The 22,570-nt window shown below is 66.1% G+C and carries 17 protein-coding genes; 10 read left to right on the top strand and 7 right to left on the bottom strand.

Annotated elements, in window-relative coordinates; all coding sequences use genetic code 11:
* Positions 1 to 84 precede the first annotated feature (84 nt).
* The 3 genes from A5892_RS14030 to A5892_RS14020 are packed head-to-tail and all read right to left on the bottom strand — an operon-like array spanning position 85 to position 3,012.
* Complete coding sequence (locus A5892_RS14030; RefSeq protein ID WP_064123324.1) at positions 85 to 1,095, bottom strand: lysylphosphatidylglycerol synthase transmembrane domain-containing protein; 1,011 nt, start codon at positions 1,093 to 1,095, stop codon at positions 85 to 87.
* 7 nt (positions 1,096 to 1,102) lie between these two features.
* Positions 1,103 to 1,885: a DUF2334 domain-containing protein gene (locus A5892_RS14025; RefSeq protein ID WP_064123323.1), complete on the bottom strand. Its 783-nt coding sequence runs from the start codon at positions 1,883 to 1,885 to the stop codon at positions 1,103 to 1,105.
* Positions 1,882 to 3,012, bottom strand: coding sequence for a glycosyltransferase family 4 protein (locus A5892_RS14020; protein WP_064123322.1), 1,131 nt, complete (start codon positions 3,010 to 3,012; stop codon positions 1,882 to 1,884). Before A5892_RS14020 ends, A5892_RS14025 begins: the two co-directional genes overlap by 4 nt.
* Before the next feature lie 208 nt (positions 3,013 to 3,220).
* On the opposite strand from A5892_RS14020, the gene A5892_RS14015 reads away from it, so the two are divergent.
* On the top strand, positions 3,221 to 4,321 hold the full coding sequence (locus A5892_RS14015; protein ID WP_064123321.1) for an endonuclease/exonuclease/phosphatase family protein: 1,101 nt from the start codon (positions 3,221 to 3,223) through the stop codon (positions 4,319 to 4,321).
* Between the two features lie 11 nt (positions 4,322 to 4,332).
* Here the strand turns inward: A5892_RS14015 and A5892_RS14010 are convergent, their stop codons facing one another.
* On the bottom strand, positions 4,333 to 6,276 hold the full coding sequence (locus tag A5892_RS14010) for an exoribonuclease II (RefSeq protein WP_064123320.1): 1,944 nt from the start codon (positions 6,274 to 6,276) through the stop codon (positions 4,333 to 4,335).
* Between the two features lie 428 nt (positions 6,277 to 6,704).
* Between A5892_RS14010 and nagA the strand changes: the two genes are divergently transcribed.
* From nagA to A5892_RS13970, 8 genes are all read left to right on the top strand, one after another.
* Positions 6,705 to 7,817 (top strand): N-acetylglucosamine-6-phosphate deacetylase, encoded by a 1,113-nt coding sequence (gene nagA / locus A5892_RS14005; RefSeq protein ID WP_064123319.1) that lies wholly within the window; start codon positions 6,705 to 6,707, stop codon positions 7,815 to 7,817.
* 45 nt (positions 7,818 to 7,862) lie between these two features.
* The gene (gene ptsP / locus A5892_RS14000; protein WP_064123318.1) at positions 7,863 to 10,421 is read left to right on the top strand and encodes a phosphoenolpyruvate--protein phosphotransferase; all 2,559 of its coding nucleotides are present in this window, start codon (positions 7,863 to 7,865) and stop codon (positions 10,419 to 10,421) included.
* 17 nt (positions 10,422 to 10,438) lie between these two features.
* Positions 10,439 to 12,148, top strand: a complete 1,710-nt coding sequence (gene nagE / locus A5892_RS13995; protein ID WP_064123317.1) for an N-acetylglucosamine-specific PTS transporter subunit IIBC — start codon at positions 10,439 to 10,441, stop codon at positions 12,146 to 12,148.
* Between the two features lie 20 nt (positions 12,149 to 12,168).
* A complete protein-coding gene (gene nagB / locus A5892_RS13990) occupies positions 12,169 to 12,966 on the top strand; it encodes a glucosamine-6-phosphate deaminase (RefSeq protein ID WP_064123316.1) in 798 nt (265 codons plus the stop codon).
* Positions 12,963 to 13,832, top strand: coding sequence for a BadF/BadG/BcrA/BcrD ATPase family protein (locus tag A5892_RS13985; protein ID WP_064123315.1), 870 nt, complete (start codon positions 12,963 to 12,965; stop codon positions 13,830 to 13,832). The genes nagB and A5892_RS13985 overlap by 4 nt, the downstream gene beginning before the upstream one ends.
* Before the next feature lie 70 nt (positions 13,833 to 13,902).
* Positions 13,903 to 14,709 carry a Cof-type HAD-IIB family hydrolase gene (locus tag A5892_RS13980; RefSeq protein ID WP_064123314.1) on the top strand — a complete coding sequence of 269 codons (807 nt, stop codon included), beginning with the start codon at positions 13,903 to 13,905 and terminating at the stop codon, positions 14,707 to 14,709.
* 272 nt (positions 14,710 to 14,981) lie between these two features.
* Complete coding sequence (locus tag A5892_RS13975; RefSeq protein ID WP_064121411.1) at positions 14,982 to 16,310, top strand: IS110 family transposase; 1,329 nt, start codon at positions 14,982 to 14,984, stop codon at positions 16,308 to 16,310.
* Positions 16,311 to 16,642: 332 nt separating this feature from the next.
* Positions 16,643 to 17,971 (top strand): IS110 family transposase, encoded by a 1,329-nt coding sequence (locus tag A5892_RS13970; RefSeq protein WP_064121411.1) that lies wholly within the window; start codon positions 16,643 to 16,645, stop codon positions 17,969 to 17,971.
* Between the two features lie 326 nt (positions 17,972 to 18,297).
* Here the strand turns inward: A5892_RS13970 and coaA are convergent, their stop codons facing one another.
* The 3 genes from coaA to A5892_RS13955 form a co-directional block, all read right to left on the bottom strand.
* The gene (gene coaA / locus A5892_RS13965) at positions 18,298 to 19,242 is read right to left on the bottom strand and encodes a type I pantothenate kinase (RefSeq protein WP_064124522.1); all 945 of its coding nucleotides are present in this window, start codon (positions 19,240 to 19,242) and stop codon (positions 18,298 to 18,300) included.
* 193 nt (positions 19,243 to 19,435) lie between these two features.
* A complete protein-coding gene (locus A5892_RS13960; RefSeq protein ID WP_064123313.1) occupies positions 19,436 to 20,491 on the bottom strand; it encodes a YcjF family protein in 1,056 nt (351 codons plus the stop codon).
* Positions 20,488 to 21,891, bottom strand: a complete 1,404-nt coding sequence (locus A5892_RS13955) for a YcjX family protein (protein ID WP_064123312.1) — start codon at positions 21,889 to 21,891, stop codon at positions 20,488 to 20,490. Before A5892_RS13955 ends, A5892_RS13960 begins: the two co-directional genes overlap by 4 nt.
* Before the next feature lie 259 nt (positions 21,892 to 22,150).
* Between A5892_RS13955 and A5892_RS13950 the strand changes: the two genes are divergently transcribed.
* Positions 22,151 to 22,408, top strand: a complete 258-nt coding sequence (locus tag A5892_RS13950; RefSeq protein ID WP_027351791.1) for a GlsB/YeaQ/YmgE family stress response membrane protein — start codon at positions 22,151 to 22,153, stop codon at positions 22,406 to 22,408.
* Positions 22,409 to 22,570 lie beyond the last annotated feature (162 nt).

Below are 22,570 nucleotides of genomic sequence, written 5' to 3'. Positions count from 1 at the left end.
TCCCCCGGTTTTCGCTGGTGTTGGCATCCGGTGCGCACGGACGCCGCCCGGGACGAGCGGCAGGGCGGCGTCCTGCGATGGGCGCTAATCCTCGAGCTGCTGCTTGCCGATCTTGAAGACCTTGCGCATCAATGGGCGCCCAGCCAAGTAGAGGAATACAGGGGCACCGGCGATGAGATAAAAGTAGTAGGTCACTGCGCGCCAGATCAAAATCGCCGCCGCTGCGGCATGCTGGCCGACGATCGGTGTCAGCATCGCCAGCGAGCTCAACTCGGCGCCGCCGGCGCCGCCGGGCAGCAGGGTGAGCTGGCCAGCGGCCATCGACAGCATCTGCACCAGGAAGGTCCATCCCCAGTCGAGGTGGCGGCCGAGCCCGTAGAGCGCGAAATAGAGCACGCTGTAGCGCACGATCCAGTGCAGGACGCCGAAGAAGAACGCGGCGAGCAGCAGGTGGCGCGGCATCTTCAGCGTCTCGGCCAGCGCATTGCGGAAGATCAAAAGCCGTCGCATCAGCCTTTGCCTGCGGTCGTGGCGAATCCTGAGCCTGCGCAACAGACCGGCGACGGCGCGGATCGCCCGAGCGTGATAGCGACCGAGCAGCAGGATCAGCGCCAGCCCCGTCGCCATCAGGATCATCGGCATGCCGAGCATCCAGCCAAGTCGCACGTCGATGGCGCGAATCGCGATGTAGATCAAAAGCGCGGCCATCGAGGTGAAGAAGAACAAAAGGTCGATCATCTGGTCGACGGCGTAGACCGCAGTGGTCTGGGCCGGGCGCATGCCGCGCTGTTTCATCAGCGCGATCAGAGTGAGCGGGCCGCCGGCGCCGCCGGGAGTGGCGCAGATGGCGAACTCGGTCGCCATCACCACGCCCATCGCCTGGCGGTGGGTAAGATGACCCGAGCGCCCGGCGAGCAGCACCCTGAGCTTGGCCGCGTTGAGGAACCAGCAGGCGAAGATCATCGCGATCATCAGTGCCAGCAGCAGCGGCGGGAAGTCCGCCAGCTGGCGCCACAGCTCGCCGCCGCCGAGCAGCAGCGGGATGCTGATCACCAGGACCAGGCCTGCGAGCAGGAGCCAGACAGTGCGATGCATGCGAAACCTATTGGGGGCGTAGTGGGGAAGAGCGCGGGTTCGAGCGCTCGAACCAGTCGCGCTTGGTCTCGGCGCGGTAGCCTTGGCCCAGCAGGCGCTCGATGCAGCGATACCAGTACTCGCGCGAGGCATCGAAGCGCATGTCGACCGGATGGAGACCGAGACGGAAAGTCTCGAGCCTGCGATAGCGATGGCGAGAATACTCGTTGACCACCAGCGACATTGCCCGGCGCCAGCGGGCCCTGGCGCTCCATACCAGCGTAGGCACCCGGTGAGCGGTGAACGACGGCAGGTCGATGAGATGCCCTGGATCACTGGTATAGCGTAGCGGAAGGCTCGCCAGCGCCTTGCGTGTGCCGGGGCTCATCAGCCAGGCCGGGGCGACGAAGCCGTGCAGCGGCCAGCCACGGCGGGCGAAGAGCTCGAGTCCTTGCTCGATCCGAGCCCGCGCTTGGTCTTCTTCGAGGGCGTAGAACTCACCCTCGACAGTATAGAAGCGCCGCATCAGGTAGTCGCGCAGGTTGCTCGGCGCGGGCCCCTCGTCGCAGTGGTAGAGCCCGTGCAGCACCAGTTCATCGCCGAGCTCGAGACGCCGCTCCAGCAGGGCGAGAAAGGCCGGGTCGTCGAAGGTCGCGCTGCGGTGATGGAAATCCGGGACCACCAGCCAGCTCATCCGCACCTGGCCGAGGGCATCCATGCGCTCGACGAAAGGCCGGTAGTCGGGCCAGGTCGCCGGGGCGATGTCGTGCAGCGCAACGATGAAGCTCTGACTCGCCTTGGCCTCGCTCATTCGACCGTCGCCTCGTGCGCTGCGGCGGGGGTGGTGACGCCGAGCGCGTCGCGATAGTGTTCGACCACGCCTTCCACCACCGCGTCCCAGCCGTGGTGAAGCTCGACCTGGCTCCTGGCGCGGCGCCCGAGGCGCTGAACGTCGTCCTCGAACAGCTCTCGAGTGGCGCGCGCCATGTCCACGGGATCCAGCGGATGGCACAGCCGCCCGAAGCGCTCGTCGACGTTCTCCTCCAGCGCGCCGGCACGAGCCACCACCACCGGGAGGCCGCTGGACATCGCTTCGAGCACCACCAGACCGAAGGTCTCATGGGTACCCGCGTGGAGCAGGGCGTCCGCGCTCGCGAACAGCCTGGCGAGCTCGGACTGGGGCACGAAGTGATCGATCACGCTGACGTTGTCCGGCACCTGGGTCGGCATGTGCGAGCCGATCATCAGCAGGTGATAGGGCGCGCCGAGCAGTTTCATCGTCTCGATCAGGATCGGCAGGTTCTTCTCCTGCGATCCGCGACCGGCGAATACCAGCAGCCGGGTATCGTCGGCAAGCCCCAGCGAGCGTTTCACCTCCGGATCCCGGCGGTCGGGGTGGTAGAGCGTCGAATCGACCCCGAGCGGCTGGACGTGCACGCGCTCGACTCCCATCCCGGTGAGCTTGTCGGCCATCACCCTGCTCGGCGCGAGCACCCGCTCGTAGTGGCCGTAGAGTCGGCGAACGTAGTCTTCTAGGCGACGACGCGCGAATTTGCCGAAGCGGCTACCGAGCATCTCCGGCAGGTCGGAGTGGTAGAAGCCGATCACCGGGACGTCGAGTTCTCTCCCTGCGTCGATCGCCGCCCAGCCGGTGACGTAAGGGTCGCCCGCCTCGATCAGCGAGGGCTTGAGTTCGCGCAGTGCGTCGCACCAAAGCTTACGGCGCAGCGGGAAACGATAGCCGTTGCTGAACGGCAGCGGCGGCGCGGGAATGCGGATCACGCTGGGATCGGTCTCCACCGGACCCATCGTGCGCGGCACCAGCAGGGTATGACGCATGCCTGGCAGTCGCTTGATTCTGAGGCGCTTGGCCTCAAGGTAGGTGCGCACCCCACCGCTCGATGGGGCGTAGAACATGGTCATGTCGGCAATATGCACGCTGCCGCTACCTCCTCTCGACGCCTCGGACTCCGCTCGCGCCGCTGACTTGAAGTATGATGCCTTGCCCTGCGTCGGCTGCTGTCGAGCTCCCGGCGGGAGACTTCTCGACGCTCGATCAGCGGGGCCAAGCTGAATGGATTATAAAGCCTCGGCCAGGGTTCGTCAGACGCACGCGCCCGGGCTTGGCAAGAATGGACCCGTAACGATGGTGTATGTGCTGACAAGTGCCGCTGTACTGCTGCTGCTCGCCACCTGCCTGCCATGGCTGCGCTTGACCCACTGGACGGTGAGGATCTTCGACTTTCCACGCTTGCAGATCGCCACCCTCGCGGGCTGCCTGCTCGTGGTCGTGCTGATCGACCTCGCCGCGGCTGGTGACGGCGGTTGGCAGCTTCCGGTGATCCTGATCGCGCTGGGGGTGTGCATCGCTCAGGGCATGTTGATGTATCCCTACACCCGCTTCGCCAGCCGCCAGATGCTCGACGTCGAGGAGCTGGATCCAGCGCGCCGGCTGACCCTGCTCAACGCCAACGTGCTGATGACCAATCGCAACAGCGGCGCGCTGATCGAGATGGTTCGGCGTCGCCAGCCGGATCTGCTGGTGACGCTTGAGAGCGACGCCTGGTGGCAGGCCGAGCTCGACCGCGCCTTCGCCGATGACTACCCACATCGGGTCGCGGTGCCGCTCGACAACCTCTACGGCATGCATCTCTACTCGCGGCGTCCGCTGATCCAACCCCGGGTACGCTGGTTGATCCAGGATGACATCCCCTCGATTCTCACTCAGGTCGAACTCGAAAGCGGTGAGCGAGTGACGCTGTTCGTGCTCCATCCCAGGCCGCCGAGCCCGACCGAGAGCGAGGAGTCGCTGTGGCGCGATGCCGAGCTGCTGCTGGTCGCCCAGGAGATCGCCGCAGAGCATTGCCACTGCCTGCTGGTCGGCGATCTCAACGATGTCGCCTGGTCGCGGACCACGAGGCTCTTCTCCAACGTCAGCGGACTGCTCGACCCACGGCGCGGGCGCGGTGCCTTCGCCACCTTCCATGCCCACTGGCCGATGCTGCGCTGGCCGCTCGACCATCTCTTCGCCAGCCGCGAGTTTCGCCTCGCCGAGATCGAACGGATGGGCGACATCGGCTCCGACCACTTCCCGCTCTTCGTCTCGTTGGTCTATGCGCCGCAGGACAAGGCGCAGCAGCCGAGGCCGACCGCCAATGCCGAGGAGATCGAAGAGGCGCAGCGCACCGTCGCCGAGGCGCAGGCTGCGGCGCAGGACGTCCCCAAGGGGACGTCCGCCGCGAGCTGAGAAGAGTGAAGTCAGGAGACGGGGCGACCGATTAGCGAACGGGTTTCTTCGCGGGCTTCGCTGAGCACTACCTCGATGATGTCGCCGAGGCGATAGCGCTGTTCGCCGCGCACAGAGACCACGCCTTCCTTGTCGTCGATCACCAGCGCTTCACGGTCGGCCTCGAGGGTCGAGGCGGGGACGAACACCGAAGCGCCGTTGTCGTTCAGCCGTACCCGCAAGCCGCCGCGGCGGATGTCGACGATCTCGGCCTCGAAGCGCTGGCCACTGCCCACCGCGGGCGCCAGATGGCGCACGTAGAGCCAGTCCTTGACGTCGCGCTCGGCCATGCGGTTGAGCTTGCGCCGCTCGGAGAGATGAGCGGTGAGCGTCTCGCTGGCGCTTGCGGGCCGTGCCTGCGCGAGCAGCAGCGCCTTGATCAACCGGTGGTTGATCATGTCGCCGTATTTGCGGATCGGCGAGGTCCAGGTGGCATAGGCGGGCAGTCCCATACCGAAATGCGGGCCCGGTGCCGCGGTCATCGCAGTGTAGCCCTGGAAGCGGCGCAGCCGTGCCTCGAGCCAAGCGTCGTCGCGTTCGTCGAGCTGGTAGCGCAGCGCACGCCAAGCGTCGAGATCGGTGAGCTGTTCGCGGCTCGCCTCGATCGACTGCTCGGCGAGGAAGGCCAGCGCATGGTCGAGCTTCTCCGCGGCGAAGCCGAGATGAACGTTGAAGATGCCATGGCCGACTTCTTCGCCGAGCAGCCTCGCGCAGCAGACGTTGGCGGCGATCATCGACTCCTCGACCATGCGGTTGGCGATCCGCCGCGGCTCCGTGCGCACCGCCAGTACGCGGCCCTCGGCGTCGAGCTCGAAGGCGTAGTCGGGGCGATCCTTGAACACGATCGCGTTGCGTGACCGCCAGGCACTGCGCGCCTCGGTGAAGTCTGCGAGCTGGCGCAGCTGCTCTTCACCACGGGGGAAGACGGGCTTCCATTCGCCCTTGCCCTCGATCCAATCGGAGACATCGTCATAGGCGAGCTGGGCGTGGGAGCGCACTTCGGCAGCGTAGAAACGGTAATCGAGCAGTTCACCGTCGGCCGCGACCTCTAGGGTGCAGGCCAGCGCCGCGCGAGTCTCGTTCTCGCGCAGCGAGCAGAGATCGTCGGCGAGCCGCTCGGGCAGCATGGTGACGTTCTGTCCCGGCAGGTAGACGGTGAAGGCGCGCCGCCGGGCCTCCTGGTCCACCGCGTCATCCTCGGCGACGAATGCGGTCGGGTCGGCGATCGCGACCCGCAGGCGCCAGCCGCCTTCCTCGCGTGCCTCGATGTGCAGCGCGTCGTCCATGTCGCGGGTGGTGCGGCTGTCGATGGTGAAAAACGGCAGAGCGGTGAGGTCCTCACGCTCGAGTCCTTCATCGCGCAGGCTGCACTCCGACCCATCGACCGGAGAGGCGTACTCCAGCACATGCCGTGCCAGCGTCACGCGCCACGGTACGTTAGGCTGGTCGTGACGGCTGATCAATTCCTCGATCTGGACCAGAAACGAACGATCGTCGGGGCGCAGCGGGTGGCGCAGCAGCCTCGCCACCACCCAGTCGCCTTCCTCTAGCCCCGCCTCGTCGATGCCGCGCTTGGCGCGGGCATTGAGCGCGAGATTGATCGATGGATGGTCCGGCACCACGCCGAGACGGCCTTCGCGGCGACGCACCCGGCCGATGAAGCGCTCGAGCGAGGGCTCGACCAGGGTTTCCGGCTCGACGCTCTTCTTCTCGCCCTGGACATGGACGACCGCTTCGACACGGTCGCCGTGGACCACCTTCTTCATCATCGGCGGGGGGACGAAGTAGGACTGTCCGTCCTCGGCCTCGAGAAAGCCGAAGCCTTTGTCGGTGGCCTTGACGACACCGGTAACGCGGGGCGTCTCGGCATGGAGCTGCTGCTTCAGCTGAGCGAGGAGAGGGTTGTTCGAGAGCATCGGATCATGTCGGTTGGCGAGTCGAGGGGCACACTATAAGGACTCGCCAACCGAGGGGAAAGGGTGAGGGCGGAAAAGCTGGCGCATCGGCGGCCACCGCAGGATGCGCGAACCGAGCGCGGGACCGCGGCGCCAGTCGCTCGATCCTCGCCCCTGCGCCTGGGATGCACTGGTGAGTTCCCTCGGGACGAGCGCGGAAAAGACCCGATAGGTATTTGATTGATATCGTCCTGACATTGCCTTGGTACCATGATCGATGAGACGCCGCAGGGCCGCGCGCTGCCCGAGGCCACTCGCACCGGTGGCCTCGCCAGTGGCTTGCCCGCGGCGCCGGCCGTGACCTGGTGTCGCAGCGATTATTACGATTTCATGGTCGTGCCGATCAGCCGAGGCGATTCGGCTGGGACGAACGCAGGGAGCGAGCGCGCATGCGACTTCAAGGCCATATCCTTACCCCCGAGGGCTGGTGTCTCGGCCAGCTCGAGTGCGACGCTGGTCGGATCCTCTCGATCACCCCCGACGCCAGCCTCGACCCTGGGCAGAGCCCTTGGCTGCTGCCTGGCTTCATCGACCTGCACGTGCATGGCGGCGGGGGGCTCGATGCGATGCAGGGTGGCGAGGCAGCGGCGGTGCTCGCCCGCACCCACGCCCGCTTCGGTACCACCAGCCTGCTAGTCACCACCATGACCGCGGCCGAGGAGGATCTGCTCGAGGCGCTCGCCGCGGTGAACCGAGTGATCGAGCGTCCAGAGCCCGGGCGCGCCGAGATTCTCGGCGTGCATCTGGAGGGGCCGTTCATCAACCCCGCGATGCTCGGCGCCCAGCCGGCGCGGGCGCGCGCCGGCACGATCGAGGCGATCGAGCGCTATCGGGCGCTGGCACCGATCCGCCTGGTGACCCTGGCGCCGGAGATCGAGGGCCACCGGGCGCTGATCGAGCATCTGCGCGACGCTGGCGTCCGGGTCCAGATCGGCCATACCTGTGCAGGCTTTAGGCTCTGCGTCGAGGCGCTCGGCTGGGGCGTCAGCGGCTTCACCCATCTCTACAACGCAATGACACCGCTGCACCATCGCAGCGCTGGCGCGGTCGGCGCGGCGCTGGCGCACGCCGATTTCTGCGAGGTGATCCCCGATCTGGTCCACGTCGAGGAGGGCGCGATGCATGTCGCCATGCGTGCGATCCCGCGTCTCTACGCGGTCACCGACGCCACCGCCGCCGCCGGGATGCCGGATGGCCAGTACAAGCTCGGTGAACACGACGTCTACAAGCACAGCGGCGCGGTACGGCTCGCCAACGGCACCCTGGCCGGCAGCACCCTGACCATGGACCAGGCGCTGGGCAACTTCTTGAGCCTCGGTGATTCGCTTGCCCGCGCCTCGCTGCGGCTTTCCACTTGGCCGGCGGACTATCTCGGGCTCGACGACCGCGGACGCCTCGCGCCGGGGCTGCGTGCCGACCTCGTGGTGCTCGATGAGACCTTCGCGCTGCGCGAGGTCTACGTTGGCGGTGAGCGCGTGCCCTCGAGCGCTGATCATTACTGACGACGACATCCTGACGCCCTGTCTCAGACTTCAAGGAGTGCACCCATGTCCCGCGCGGAGATAGTCCTGCAGGCCCCTTGCGACGCCCTCGTGGTGCCCCTCGAACAAGTGCCGGATCCGGTCTTCGCCGGCGGACAGCTCGGCCCGGGGCTGGCTATCGAGCCGCTCGGTCAGACGCTCCACGCCCCCTGCGCCGGCACCGTGGTGATGTGTGCGACCACCCGGCACGCGCTGACCCTGCGCCTTGGCGACGAACCGGATGCGCCCGAGCTGCTGCTTCATCTCGGGCTCGACACCGTCGAGCTTGGCGGTCGCGGTATCGAGGCGCTGGTCGCGGTGGGCCAGCAGGTCGAGGCGGGCGCGCCGCTGCTGCGCTTCGATGCCGACCTGTTGGCCCGCGAGGCGACCAGCCTGGTCACACCGCTGGTGTTCATCGCGGGCGTCCAGCTGCGTATCGAGGCGCAGGCCCCGGGGCGAGTGACACAGGGAGAGACACTCGCTCGGTTGAGCTTTGCGACCGACGCCGGACGCAGCGGGGAGGCGGGCGGGCCGCGCTGCGAAGGAAGCGCGACAGTCGCGCTCGAAGCCGGGCTGCACGCGCGCCCGGCGGCGAAGCTCAAGGCGATCGGCGAGCACCATGCCAGCCGACTGAGCTTTGCCCTCGATGGCGCCGAGGCCGAGGCGGGTAGGCTCACCGCGATGCTTGGCCTCGGGATCGGGTTCGGCAGCCGGGTGGCGGTGCGCGCCGAGGGCGGCGATGCCGCGGCGGCGCTGAGGGAGGCGATAGCACTGCTCGAGACCGCCGAAGGTGCGCGTTCGCCCAGCGCGGCTGGTATCGACGCCGGCGTCTCGCGCGTCTTGGATGCGATCGATGCCGATGGCGTACTGCGCGGCGTTGCCGCCAGCACCGGCGTGGCGGTTGCACCTTTGGTGCGTCTGCGTGCGCAGCGAATAGAGGTCGCACGTGCTGGCGCGGGGGTCGAGCAGGAGCTGGCACGGTTCGATCGCGCACTGGGTGAGCTGCGCACGCAGCTGGGCGGTGATCGGGCTCGAGCGACGCGAGAGGAGGATGCGCAGATTCTCGCAGCCCACCTCGAATGGCTCGACGACCCGGAGCTGACCGAGCGCACCGTCGCTGGGATCGAGCGCGGCGAGAGCGCGGGTTTCGCCTGGCGCGAGACCCTCGATGCCCAGATCGCCCAGCTCGAGCGCGCCGAAAGCGCGCTGATCCGAAGCCGCGCTGGCGACCTGCGCGATCTGGAGCAGCGCCTGCTGGCGCTGCTCGAAGGCGTCGAGTCCGCGGTGGCGGTGCCTCACGGTGCGATCCTGGTCGCCGACGACTTGACCCCCTCGCAGCTGATCCAGCTCGATAGCGTCGAGCCCAAGGGACTGTGCCTGGCCGCGGGCGGGGCGACCTCGCACGTGGCGATCCTCGCGCGCGCCCGTGGCCTGCCCTGCCTGGTCGGAATGGGCCAGGCGCTGGGTGACGCGCTCGATGACGAAACGCTCGAAAGCGTGCGCTTGGCGGTGCTGGACGCCGAGCGCGGCACCCTCGAACTGCGCCCGGGGCCTGAGCGGCTGGCCGAGGCCCAGCGCAGGCGCGATAGTCTCGCTCGCGAGCACGCCGAGGCGTTCGGCGCCGCTTCGAGCGAGGCCCGCACCCGCGACGGCGCGCTGATCGAGGTGGCGGCCAACATCGGCCACCCGGATGAAGCCGAAGCGGCGTTTGCCCAGGGCGCCGACGGTATCGGGCTTTTTCGCAGCGAGTTTTTGTTTCTCGATCGCCCGGTCGCGCCCGACCGCGGGCGCCAGCGGGCCGACTACCAGGCCGCGCTGGATGCGATGCAGGGCAAGCCTGTGATCATTCGCACCCTCGACATCGGCGCCGACAAGCAGCTCGACTACCTGCGGCTCGGCCAGACGCCCAACCCGGCACTGGGTATGCGCGGGGTAAGGTTGATCGAAGGCCATCAGGCGCTGCTCGTCGATCAGCTGCGCGCGCTGCTCGAGTGCCGCCCGCCGGCGGGGAAGGGTGGGCTCAGGATCATGCTGCCGATGGTCACCGACCTGCTCGATGTCAGGCGGGTGCGTGAATGGATCGACACGCTGGTCGACGAGCTCGGGCTTGCCGAGGATGCGGACTTCGTCGCCCCGGAGCTGGGGGTGATGATCGAGGTGCCGGCGGCGGCGCTGTGCGCGGCGAGCCTCGCCCGCGAGGTCGATTTCTTCTCGATCGGCACCAACGACCTGACCCAGTACACCCTGGCGATGGACCGCGAGGCGCCTGGGCTCGCCGCACGTATGGATGCGCTCCACCCTGCGGTGCTGCGGCTGGTCAGGCTCTGCGTCGAGGGCGCGGCGCTCTACGGTCGCAAGGTCGGGGTGTGCGGTGCGGCGGCGGGGGACGAGATCGCTGTGGCGGCGCTGATCGCGCTCGGGGTCGACGAGCTGTCGATGGAGCCTGCGCGGGTGCCCGCGATCAAGGCCTGGGTGCGGCGGCTCGATCGCGCACGGCTGGCCGCGCGTATCGACGAAGCCTTGGCGCTCGATGACGCCGCCCAGGTGCGCAGCTGGGTGGCGCGCTCGATCACAACCAATCCATGACCACACCGGAGGGGACCATGGCCGTCGCCAGTCGCTTCAAACCGATGGAACGCATCCAACTGCTCGGCCGCTCGCTGATGCTGCCGATCGCGGTACTGCCGATCGCCGGCATCCTGCTGCGCATCGGCCAGCCCGATCTGCTCGATATCGCGGTGATATCCGCCGCCGGTGGGGCGATCTTCGACAACCTGCCGCTGGTCTTCGCGATCGGCGTGGCGGTGGGCATCGCGCACGACAACCATGGCGCCTCGGGGCTCGCCGGGGTGGTCGGCTATCTGATCCTGCAGGCGGTGCTCGAGGCGATCGATCCCGAGATCAACATGGGGGTGCTCGGCGGCATCCTGATCGGGATCACCGCGGGGGCCTGGTACAACCGGTGCGGCGATATCAAGCTGCCGGACTACCTGGCGTTCTTCGGTGGCCGGCGGTTCGTGCCGATCGCCACCGGGGTCAGCGCAGTGGCGCTCGGCTACCTGTTCGGCTACCTCTGGCCGCCGGTGCAGAACGGGCTCGACGCGCTCGGCGGTGGTCTGATCGCCTCCGGTGAGGTAGGGCTTTTCTTCTACGGGGTGCTCAACCGGATCCTGATCGTCACCGGGCTGCACCATGTGATCAACAACTTCGTCTGGTTCCAGTTCGGCGACTACAACGGCGTGCATGGCGACCTGGCCCGATTCTTCGCCGGCGACCCCACCGCGGGCGGCTTCATGGCCGGGTTCTTTCCGGTGATGATGTTCGGCCTGCCGGCGGCGGCGCTGGCGATGTACCACTCGGCACTTCCCGGCCGCCGCGCCCAGGTCGGCGGCCTGCTGCTGTCGCTGGCGCTGACCGCTTTCCTCACCGGGGTCACCGAGCCGCTCGAATTCTCGTTCATGTTCCTGTCGCCCTTGCTCTATGGCATCCATGCGCTGCTTACCGGGGTGTCGCTGGCGCTGATGAACTGGCTCGGGGTCAAGCTCGGTTTCACCTTCTCCGCCGGTGCTTTCGACTACGCGCTCTCCTATGGGCTCTCGACCCGCGGCTGGCTGCTGCTGCCAGTGGGGGCGGTCTACTTCGCGCTCTACTACTTCATCTTCCGCTGGGCGATCGCGCGGTTCGATCTCAAGGTGCCGGGGCGCGACGACGCGCCGGCCGAGGCCAGCACCGGGGCGGCCAGGGTTGAGGGCGGCCGGGGAGGTGCCTTCGTCACCGCCTTGGGTGGCGCTGGCAACATCCAATCGGTAGGCGCCTGCACCACCAGGCTGAGGCTGGTGGTCGAAGACCAGGAGAGCGTTGACGAGACCGGCTTGAGGGGGCTCGGCGCTCGTGGCGTACTCAAGCTGCGAGGCGGCAATCTGCAGGTGGTGCTCGGCCCGATCGCCGACGGCGTTGCCGACGAGATTCGCGCCTCGCTCGCCGCCGGTGGCCCGCGTGCAGCGACACCAATCCGTCGGCCCAGCGTGGCGCAGGCGCCGCGTCCACAGGGGGCGGTGATAGACTCGGCCACGCGCGATCAATGGCTGCAAGCGTTCGGCGGTGCCGCCAACCTTTTGGGAATCGAAGCGCTCGCGCTCACCCGATTGCGGCTGGCGTTGGTCGATGCCGATGCGCTCGACGATGCCGCCCTCGAGCAGCTCGGCGTGAGCGCGGTGCAGCGCCTCGAAGGTGGGGTTTGTCACTTGGTATTCGCCGGGCCGGCGACGCCGTTCGCCATCGCCGCGAGCCTGGGCGCCGATGATCGAGGGTAGCGCCCGATAAGGAGATGAGCATGCAAGTCATCATTACCGCCAACGCAAGTGCCGCGGCCGCGCATGCCGCCGATATCGTCGAGCGTACGCTGGCTGAGCTGGAGGCACCGGTATTCGGGCTCGCGACCGGCTCGACCCCGGTGGCGCTCTATCAGGCGCTGATCGAGCGCCACCGGCACCAGGGCCTGAGCTTCGCCAAGCTCACCACCTTCAACCTCGACGAGTACGTGGGGCTGCCGCCCGAGCATCCGCAGAGCTATCGCCACTTCATGCAGCGTGAACTGTTCGACCATGTCGATATAGAGCCAGCCAATACTTTCCTCCCCGACGGCATGAGCGATCCGCTCGAGGCTGGCAACGCCTACGAGGCGCTGATCGAGGGGCATGGCGGCATCGACCTGCAAGTGCTCGGGATCGGACGCAATGGGCACATCGGCTTCAACGAACCGACCTCGAGCCTCGGCTCGCGTACCCGAGTCAAGACCCTGACCCGCGATACGCTGGAGGCCAACGCACGCTTCTTTGCCCCGCAGGAGTTCCAGCCGAGCCTGGCGCTGACGATGGGGATCGCGACCATCCTCGAGGCCCGCTCGATCCTCTTGATCGCCACCGGCGAGGCCAAGGCCGAGGCGGTGGCGCGCTGCGTCGAGGGGCCGCTCAGCGCGCTGGTCCCGGCCTCCGCGCTGCAGCTACACCCCAAGGTCACGGTGATCGTCGATCAGACCGCCGCCGGGCGGCTCGAGCTTCGCGACTACTACGAGTTCGCCGCTGCGCACCAGCGCGAACTGCATCAGGCGACACCAGGAGAAGCACCATGAGAGTGGTGATCGGCATTGACGGCGGCGGCAGCGGCACACGGCTGCTGGCACGCGACGGTAGTGGCCGTACGGTGGCGCTGGAGGGTGGCCCCAGCGGACTCTCGCTCGGCGTCGAGCGCGCCTGGGCGACGCTCGAAGGGCTGATCGAGCAGGCGCACCGAGCGCTCGGTATCGAGCTCGATCCCAAGCGAGTGTCGCTTTGCCTCGGGCTCGCCGGGGTGAACCAGCCGCACTGGCGTGCCCAGCTCTTGGCGCTCATGCCCGAGGGGGCTCGAGTGCAACTTGAAAGCGACGCCTATACCACCCTGATCGGCGCTCACCGCGGAAGGCCCGGAGCGATCGTCGCGCTCGGCACCGGCAGCGTCGGTGAAGCGCTTTTGAGCGATGGCCGGCGCATAGAGGTGGGTGGCTACGGCTTTCCTTCCGGCGACGATGCCAGCGGCGCCTGGTTCGGGCTGCGCGCGACGCTGCACCTGCAGCGAGTGCTCGATCGGCGCGCGGTGAGTGACGACTTCTCCCACGCGCTCGCCGAACGCCTCGGCGTCGATCGGCGCCAGGCGCTGATCGAATGGCTGACCAAGGCCGACCAGACCGCCTACGCGGGGTTGGCACCGGTGGTGCTCGCCCATCCCGAGCATCCAATGGTGAAAGCGCTGATCATCGAGGCAGAGCAGGAGCTCTGGCGCATGCTCGATGCACTGTGCGGTTCAGAGCCCACGCTGCCGGTAGCGCTCTGCGGCGGCTTCGCCGAAGCGCTCGGAAAGCATCTCACGGCCGAACTGCGGGCGCGCTTCTCGAGCCCGCAGGAGAGCGCGGTGGCAGGTGCGCTGCGTTTGGCCTCGGCACTCACCGCAGCTGGGCATTAGCCGAGTATCATGGCGCCGCAGTTGCTATCCTGGGACGCTGGTTCTTTCCATCGTCCGACTGCGAGTATCCATGAACATCGATGCCCTGATCGTCAGTGACCTCGACAACACCCTGCTCAACACCGACCATCGCCTCGATCCGCTCACCATCGAGACCTTCCAGGAGATGGAGCGCCGCGGGGCGGTGCTTGCGATCGCATCGGGTCGCCATTACCGAGACATCAGAGCGGTACGCGAGCAGCTCGGCGTCGACGCCTACATCATCAGCACCAACGGCGCGCATCTCTACGATCGACGGGACCGGCTGGTATCCGAGCGGCTGTTGCCCGCCACGCTGGTCCACGACCTGACCTTGCTCGACAAACCCGACAGCGTACGGCTCAACGTCTACACCGGCAGTGGCTGGCTGATCGACGCTCCCGATCAGCGGCTGCTGGCTTTCCACCACAGCACCGGCTTCGTCTACGAAGTCGACCCCGCGCTGCGCGGCAAAGCCCGCGACGACGTCGGTAAGGTGCTGTTCATTGGCGATCCCAGCGAGCTGGCACCGATCGAACGCGAAGTGCGCGAACGCTTCGGCGGGCAGGCTCACGTCACCTATTCACTGCCGGATTCGCTCGAAGTGATGGCCCGCGACGTCAACAAAGGGCGCGCGCTCGGGGTGCTGCTCGAGATTCTCGGCATGACCCCCGCGCAGTGCGTCGCCTTCGGCGACAACCTGAACGATGTCGAGATGCTCGAACTCGCCGAAGGAGCCTGCGTGATGGAAAACGCCAACCCGCTGCTGTTCGAAGCCTTGCCCCACGCCAAAGTGATCGGCCACCACGACCAGGCCGGCGTGGCCAGGGAGCTGCGCAGCCGCTTCGCGCTGGATTGAAGGCACGCCCACTTCCGTTCATGGTGAGCCTCCTGTGCCATCGCGATGGCACTGCGCATGGACCTTGAACCCGAGTAGCATGGCTGTGTTGCCGCAAGCAGCGTGGCCGCATGTCTTTTGGTGCCGGGTGCCCGGTGGTGAGAATGGCTCTGGTCGTGGGCTGCTGCGCATTATGGTGAGCCTGGCTTCCCGTTGGAAAGATTTGTCTTCCCAGAACACGACCGGGCTTGCGGTAACCCTTTCTCCATCGACCCGTTCCCAGGAGCTATGAGATGGCCCACTTACCGGTATTGGATCCATTGGCAGCCTTCGTGGATGTCGGCAGCGAGCAGATGTATGTGTCGATTGCCGGGGGGGAGCCGAAGGTCTTCGGCACGTTCACGGCACAGCTGCATGAGCTACGTGACTGGCTGTTGTCGCAGAAGGTGAAGTCGGTGGCCATGGAGGCCACGGGGATCTACTGGCTGCCTCTGTACAGCGTGCTGGAAGCCGCGAAGCTACAGGTGCTGATGGTCAACGGTAAGCACACCCGCAATCTGCCGGGTCGCAAGACGGATATGAAGGATTGCCAGTGGGGAGCGACGTTGCACGCGCACGGACTCTTGCGGGCAGGCTTCGTGCCCCCAGCCGAGATCCGGCGCTTGCAGGATTACCTGCGATTGCGTCAGGACCACATCACGCTGGCCGCAGGGCATGTGCAGCATCTGCAGAAGGCCTTGGAGCGGATGAACATCAAATTGCACGATGTCATCAGCAACCTGGTGGGCCGCAGCGGCATGGCGGTGATCCGGTCGATGCTCGAGGGTGAACGCGATCCTGAGCGACTGCTGGCTTTGTGCGACGTGCAGATCCGCCAGCAGAAGGCCGAACGGATCAAAGCCTCTCTGCAAGGGACCTGGGCCGAGGAGCATCTGTTCGCGTTGCGCCAGGCGCTGGAAAGCTGGGAGCACTACCAGCGTTTGATCAGGGCTTGCGACCAACAGATCGAAGCGGTGCTCCGTTCGATCGACGTCGATCCTCCGACGTCGCCGCCGTCCAAGGCGCACAAGCGAGGCGGTGCCAATGCACCCCAGATCGATGACCTGCATCCGATGCTGGTGGCTCTGTGTGGAGGCAATGATCTCACCGTGCTTCCCGCCCATACGGACTACAGCGTCCTGCAACTCATAGGTGAAGTGGGAACCGACCTGACCCAGTGGCCGACCGAGAAACACTTCACCGCTTGGGCCGGGCTGGCCCCCGGGAGTCATCAGAGCGGTAAGCGCCAACGCTCGGCCAAGCGCAGGCGTAATCGTGCTGGGCGCCTGTTTTGCGTCATGGCCCGCAGCCTCGCTCGCAGCAAACACATTGCGCTGGGCGGTTTTTACCGTCGGATGGCGGGTCGCCGAGGTGGATTGATCGCCAATATCGCCCTGGCGCGCAAACTCGCGGCGCTGTTCTGGCGCGTCATGGTCAAAGGATTGGACTATGTCGAACACGGACTCCAGTACTACGAGGCACAGGCGCTGGAAACCAAACAACGTTCCATGCGTCGACTCGCCAAGCAGCTCGGGTTCTCCGTGACGCCTATCCAGACTGAAGCTCAAAATGCTTCTGCCTGAAAGTTGAGGAAGAACGATATGACGACCGCCCAATCTCCCCCCTGATCATCCCCCTGTCGAGGAGAACTCGGAGGGGGTTCATGGAAAGCCTCCTGTGCCATCGCGATGGCACTGCGCATGGACCTTGAACCCGAGTAGCATGGCTGTGTTGCCGCAAGCAGCGTGGCCGCATGTCTTTTGGTGCCGGGTGCCCGGTGGTGAGAATGGCTCTGGTCGTGGGCTGCTGCGCATTATGGTGAGCCTGGCTTCCCGTTGGAAAGATTTGTCTTCCCAGAACACGACCGGGCTTGCGGTAACCCTTTCTCCATCGACCCGTTCCCAGGAGCTATGAGATGGCCCACTTACCGGTATTGGATCCATTGGCAGCCTTCGTGGATGTCGGCAGCGAGCAGATGTATGTGTCGATTGCCGGGGGGGAGCCGAAGGTCTTCGGCACGTTCACGGCACAGCTGCATGAGCTACGTGACTGGCTGTTGTCGCAGAAGGTGAAGTCGGTGGCCATGGAGGCCACGGGGATCTACTGGCTGCCTCTGTACAGCGTGCTGGAAGCCGCGAAGCTACAGGTGCTGATGGTCAACGGTAAGCACACCCGCAATCTGCCGGGTCGCAAGACGGATATGAAGGATTGCCAGTGGGGAGCGACGTTGCACGCGCACGGACTCTTGCGGGCAGGCTTCGTGCCCCCAGCCGAGATCCGGCGCTTGCAGGATTACCTGCGATTGCGTCAGGACCACATCACGCTGGCCGCAGGGCATGTGCAGCATCTGCAGAAGGCCTTGGAGCGGATGAACATCAAATTGCACGATGTCATCAGCAACCTGGTGGGCCGCAGCGGCATGGCGGTGATCCGGTCGATGCTCGAGGGTGAACGCGATCCTGAGCGACTGCTGGCTTTGTGCGACGTGCAGATCCGCCAGCAGAAGGCCGAACGGATCAAAGCCTCTCTGCAAGGGACCTGGGCCGAGGAGCATCTGTTCGCGTTGCGCCAGGCGCTGGAAAGCTGGGAGCACTACCAGCGTTTGATCAGGGCTTGCGACCAACAGATCGAAGCGGTGCTCCGTTCGATCGACGTCGATCCTCCGACGTCGCCGCCGTCCAAGGCGCACAAGCGAGGCGGTGCCAATGCACCCCAGATCGATGACCTGCATCCGATGCTGGTGGCTCTGTGTGGAGGCAATGATCTCACCGTGCTTCCCGCCCATACGGACTACAGCGTCCTGCAACTCATAGGTGAAGTGGGAACCGACCTGACCCAGTGGCCGACCGAGAAACACTTCACCGCTTGGGCCGGGCTGGCCCCCGGGAGTCATCAGAGCGGTAAGCGCCAACGCTCGGCCAAGCGCAGGCGTAATCGTGCTGGGCGCCTGTTTTGCGTCATGGCCCGCAGCCTCGCCCGCAGCAAACACATTGCGCTGGGCGGTTTTTACCGTCGGATGGCGGGTCGCCGAGGTGGATTGATCGCCAATATCGCCCTGGCGCGCAAACTCGCGGCGCTGTTCTGGCGCGTCATGGTCAAAGGATTGGACTATGTCGAACACGGACTCCAGTACTACGAGGCACAGGCGCTGGAAACCAAACAACGTTCCATGCGTCGACTCGCCAAGCAGCTCGGGTTCTCCGTGACGCCTATCCAGACTGAAGCTCAAAATGCTTCTGCCTGAAAGTTGAGGAAGAACGATATGACGACCGCCCAATCTCCCCCCTGATCATCCCCCTGTCGAGGAGAACTCGGAGGGGGTTCATGGAAAGAACGAGCGTCTCGAACCACGGCCTCACTGCCGCCGCACGATCCCTCGACTGGCGCCCCCGTTGCCGAGCCGGGGCTCGACCTTGGCGCGTATAGCGCCGCTCGGGACGAACGGGTTTGTTGGCCTGTTCGTGTCCTTCGGCTCACTGCGCTCGCTCAGGGTGCTCGGATGCGTCTCGAACCACGGCCTTGGCGCCGCCACATGGTCCCTCGACTGGCGCCGGTCAGTTATGAGCGGGGCTACTTGCGCAGCATCACCTGCTCGACCGCGTGGGCGTCACCCTTGGTCAGGATCAGGCTGGCGCGCTCGCGGGTGGGGAGGATGTTCTCGACCAGGTTGCGTTCGTTGATCTCGCTCCAGATCCGTTCAGCGGTGGCGATGGCTTCGTCGTCGCTGAGCTGTGCATAGGTGTGGAAGTAGGAGCCGGGATTGGAGAACACGCTCTGGCGCAGTTTCATGAAGCGTTTCACATACCAGCTGCGCAATTGATCGATCGAGGCATCGACGTAGATCGAGAAGTCGACGAAGTCGGAGACGAACACATGGTGCGGATCCTCGGGGTAGTCCATGCCGCTTTGCAGCACGTTGAGCCCTTCGAGGATCAGGATATCGGGGTGCTCGATCGCTTTCAGATCGTCGGAGACGATGTCGTAGACCAGGTGCGAGTAGACCGGCACCTCGAGGTGAGGCGTACCGGCCTTCAGCTCGGAAACGAAGCGCACCAGCCGGTGCATGTCATAGGAGGGCGGGAAGCCCTTCTTCTTCATCAGCCCGCGGGCCTCGAGCTCGCGGTTGGGGTGCAGGAAACCGTCGGTAGTGACCAGCTCGACGCGGCGGTGCTCGGGCCAGCGGCTCAGCAGCGCTTGGAGTACGCGGGCGGTGGTGCTCTTTCCTACCGCGACGCTTCCGGCGATGCCGATCACATAGGGTGGGCGGCGTTCACGGGTGCCGAGGAACTGATCCAGAGCAGCGGTGCGGTGAAGATTCGAGCTGATGTAGAAGTTCAGCAGGCGGGCGAGCGGCAGATAGATCTCCGCCACTTCCTCGATCGAAAGTTCCTCGTTGATCCCCTTGAGCGCCTTGATCTCGTCGAAGCTCAGCGTCATCGGCACGGAGTTGCGCAACTGCGCCCACTGCTCGCGGGAGAAGCGCATGTAGGGGCTGTTCGTAGGATGATCTTGCATGGGCCGTGTGGTCGCCTCGGTCACGGTTGACACGCCTCCTCGCGGAGACCGCGCTTTTCATACGCGAGCCTGTGCGCGGGACGGCAATCTTGGCGGGCCCGCTCGGTCGGCAGCGATGGCCGCTCACCGTGGCAGAAAGTTTCGCGCTTGGGAAGTACGTCCAAGGTCTAGGCGACAGCGAAAGCGCCTTGGGCTAGCCGTCATTGCCGTCGCGCGTCGCTCGTCCGTCGCGATCGAGCCGCTTGAGCTGCGTCCACAGCTCTCGACGCAGGTCGGCCAGCCGCGGGGCCTGATTCTCCTCGAACGGCAGCGGGCGCAGCAAGCGAATGGTGCGCAGGCCGAGCCGTGCGGTGAGCAGGCCGCTGCCCATGCCTTGGGCGGCGCGCGCCGAGAGCCGTTCGAGCAGGTTCATCGAGAGCATATCCATGCCGGCGTCGGCGATGAATTCGCTGGTGCCGGCGAAGGCCATGTTGGCGAGTACGGTGCGAAAGAGCTTCAGCCGCGAGGCATAGCCGAGCTCGAGACCGTAGAGCCGCGCCAGGCGGTCGATCATGTAGAGGTTGCGCCAGGCGATCAGCCCCATGTCGAGCAGCGTAGAGGGGCTCACCGCGACCATCAGCGCCGATTCGCTCGCCATCCGGGTGATCAACCCGCGGGCCTTGCGGTCGCGAGGAGCGAGCACATGGTGGGCGAACAGGGTGCGGGTCTCGGCGTCGCTATGATGCTGCTGGTGGGCGAGGGTGAAAGCGCGCCAGTGCGGGTCGTCGTCGGCGAGCCCCATCTGGCGGCGCAGCCGGTCGCAAAGTGCGAAGGGCTCGGGGCTCTCATCGATCAGGGCCTGGCGTAGCTGGCTGTGTCGACGCAGCCGCCTGAGCTTGCCCAGCTCGCGGCCGAGTGCGCCAGCCAGCAGCCAGCCGCCGAGCACGCCGAGCGCGCCCCAGGCGCCGGCGAGCCACTCGCCGAGTCGCCAGGCGTCGACCAGTTGCATCGCACTCTGCGCCACGCCTACCGCAAGTGCGCCACCGACCAGCACCAGCAGCCCCCAGCGGCGCTTGCGCGGCCGCGCAAGCGCCCGGTCGAGGGCGCTCTCGACGCCATCGGGCAAGGTCTCGTCCAGCGGTTGGCTGTCGGTATCGGCATCGAAACGCAGCATCGGCCGAGGATCGTGCTGCGGCATCTCGTCCGTGGCATCGAAACGCTCGGGCGGGCGCAGGCGGGTGTCGGATGAGGCTGATCGGCGGTCGTTCATCGCAGTTTGTCTCCGAGCAGCCAGTCCAGCGCGGCATCCATGCGGATGTGCGGCAGCGCATCACGATGGGGGAGCGGCCGGAAGGCGCTGAACGAGAACCCCTGGCGATGCCAGAACGCCTCCTCCGGCAGCCGGTCGGGCACTTCGCCTGGGAAGATCAGCGCGGGCTGGTCACCAGGCTCGTCGAGCAGGGTGCCGTACAGCACGGGCTGGCGCTGACCGTTTCGTTCGATGGTGCGCGTTTCGGTGGCGCGGATCGAGGCCAGCGATAGCGCCTTGACCGGCACGTCGAGATAGCGCAGGTCCTTGATCGGCTCGTCGAGCAGCTGTTCGAGCAGTGCGAGCAGCTTCGGATGCTGCTCTGGGGTGACGTGGTCGGCTTTGGTCGCGCAGATCAATAGACGGTCGATGCGCGGGCTGAACAGTCGCCTCAGCGTGCCGTTGCCGCCGAAGCGAAAGCTCTTCATCAAATCGCCCAGCGTCATGCGCATGTCGTTGAACACTTCGGCACCGGCATTCAGGGCCGATAGCACATCGACCAGCACCACCTGGCGATCGAAGCGGCGGAAGTGATCACGGTAAAAGGGCATCACCACGTGGCGCTTGTAGTGCTCGAAGCGGCGCTCGAGAATCTTGTACAGGCTGCCCGCGGGCAGCCTGGCGAGGCGGGCACGGTCTTCGGCCTTGATCCCGGGCAGTGGGAAGAACTGCAGAACCGGTGCGCCCTCGAGATCGCCCGGGAGCAGAAAGCGCCCGGGTTGGACATAGCTGAACCCGCCCTCCGCGCGCGCCCGTTTGAGCGACTCGGCATAGCTCGCCGCCAGTTCGGCGAGCTCTCGGTCATCGACGCTCTGGTCGACCGCGAGCCTTTGTACCGCTGAGAGCCAATCCGCCGCATAGGCGCGGCGGGCCGGGCCTTGCAGGCGCGTCATTCGTTCGCACCACTGGGGATAGTCGAGCTCCAGCAGCGGCAGGTCGAGCAGCCATTCGCCGGGGTAGTCGACCAGGTCGAGGGTCAGGGTGCGCTGGGCCTTGAACAGCGCGCGACCAGGCAGCGCGGTACGGTAGCGGATCGAAAGGCACAGTTCGCTGATTCCCCGAGTCGGCCTTGGCCACTCGGGCGGAGAGAGCGAGAGCGCTTCGATCGCCTCGTCATACGGAAAGCTGGGAATCGAAAGATCGGACTGCTCGATGCGCTGGGCGCCGAGCAGGCGCCCTTCGCGGGCCGTCTTCATCAGGTCCAGCCGCGCGTCGAGACCGGCGTGGCGCAGCTGGTTGACCAGCGAGGTCAGAAACGCGGTCTTGCCGGCGCGGGAAAGACCGGTCACCGCGAGCCGCAAGCGGCGGTCGAAGCCGCGCTCGATCATGTCGCCCATGTCCCTAGGCAGCGTCAGCGCCATACTTCTCCCCACTGGTGAACGAAATCGCACGGCGCGTGACGGCGCGTCGGCTACGCCGACGATATACCAAAGCGTCGCCGCTCGCATGGACGGTGGGCGTTGTTTTGCCAGGAAGACGGGCAAAATCACTGAGATGTTCTAGAGTCTAAGAACCGGTCGTGGGGATCGGGGCGCAGCCGAGTAGTTCGAATCGCGCAGATTCGCAGTTCGACCGGCGCGTTAGGGACGTATGCGGCTTCGCACTCAAGGAGGGAACGGCATGGGCATAATTCTTTGGTTGATCATCGGCGGCGTCGCCGGCTGGATCGCTGGCAACATCATGCGCGGCGGTGGTTTCGGCGTGATCGGTAACATCATCGTCGGCATCGTCGGTGCAGTGATCGGCGGTGCGGCCCTGGGGCTGCTCGGGCTTTCCGGCAACGGTGGGCTGATCGGGTCGCTGGTCACCGCGGTGATCGGCGCGGTGATCCTGCTCTGGATCGTCTCGCTGGTGCGAGGAGGCAAGGGCAAGATCTGACCTCGCCTTCCCGACAGAGGTAGGCGCGAAGGCCAGATCGATAGGCCTGATGAGGACCGTCCCCTTTTGGGGGCGGTCCTTTATCGTTTATAGCTATCTTCTTTTTTGTTTCGATCGATTGATCATATGAATCGGGCGTATCGAATGGATCAATTTAGTCTC

This window comes from Halotalea alkalilenta (assembly GCF_001648175.1).
Classification (GTDB): Bacteria; Pseudomonadota; Gammaproteobacteria; order Pseudomonadales; family Halomonadaceae; genus Halotalea; species Halotalea alkalilenta_A.
Note: the sequence above shows the minus strand (reverse complement) of the source record. Positions and strands in the feature narration are given on the sequence as shown.